1 protein-coding gene is annotated in these 1,145 nt (G+C 69.4%); it reads right to left on the bottom strand.

What is annotated here, in order from left to right:
- Positions 1–1,145: DUF222 domain-containing protein (locus AB4Y73_RS20395; protein ID WP_441874500.1), on the bottom strand; the 1,145-nt coding region annotated here is incomplete at both ends.

Below are 1,145 nucleotides of genomic sequence, written 5' to 3'. Positions count from 1 at the left end.
TTGGCTGCGCCCGTGCCGGCGGTTGGGAGGTGGGGGAGGAGGTCTTGGTAGTTGATGGTGGCGAGGATTTGGGGTCGGTTTCCGCCGGCGGTGGGCAGTTTGTTGGTGGTGAGGGCTGCTTTGAAGGCGGTGATGATCGCGTCGAGTTGTTTCTGGGCGCGGGTGCGCCGGTCCAGGTCCGGGCCGTTGTCCTGCCACACACCGCCGCCGTCGACAATGCCTGCGCCTGCTCCGTTGTCTGCGCCTGTGCCTGCGTCTGCGTGTGCGCTGTTGCTGGTGGGTTGGTGGGTGCGGGGGTTGGTGGCGGCGTTCATGATGGTGGCGATGTGTTCGTATTGGTCGGTGGTGGCGAAGATTTCGAGGTGGTGCAGGCCGTGGCGGGGTTTGCGGATGAATGCGCCTTGGGTGTGGCGGAGTGCTTCTTCGGTGGGTTCGGTGCCGTSGGCGTTGAGGGTGTCGGCCCAGCGGCGGGCGACTCGGACGAGGAAGTCGGGGTCCGCGGTGGCGGCGGTGCGGGTGAGGTCGTGTTCGATCCGGTCGAGGGTCTGGGGTGTGGTGTGGTGTTTGAGCCGGTCCAGGGTGGCGCTGATGATGGTCCCGGCCCGGGAGGAGAGCACCGGCCCGGCACCTGCCGGGAACCCGTCTGCGAGGACGGGCTCGGCGCCGGGTTCTATGCCGGTGGTGGGGGTGCAGGCTGCGGCGAGGTGTTTCCGGGCCGGAGGTAGGGTCTGGCCGGTGAGGGTGGTTTCGGGCAGGATGGCGTGGGCGAGGTGCAGGCGGCGTTTGGCTTCGCCGATCCCGATCCGCAGCCGCAGCCGGAGGAACTCGGCGGTGTTTCGGCAGCCGTCGTCCGCGGGGGAGCGTGGAACAGTGTCGGKRTCGGTTCCGGCTGGACTGGTGGCGGGCCAGGCGGTGTCGGTTTCGTTCACGGTTTCGGTGCCGTTGTCCCAGCCCGTGGTCCAGGTCCTGGTGGCCTTGGTGGCCGCGGCGGTGGTGATGGCCTGGGTGCGGGTCCGGTCCACGGCCCCTGCGGCGAGGATCTGCAGGTAGTCCACGGACCGGGAGAGCTCCTCGGCCTGGGCGGCGAATTCGGCGGCCTCGGCATAGCCTGCCATGGCCAGCTGGTCCGGGGCGGCAGCGACTGC

The organism is Pseudarthrobacter sp. TAF60_1 (assembly GCF_052113505.1).
Taxonomy (GTDB): domain Bacteria; phylum Actinomycetota; class Actinomycetes; order Actinomycetales; family Micrococcaceae; genus Arthrobacter.
This window is presented reverse-complemented; position numbering and strand designations above follow the sequence as displayed.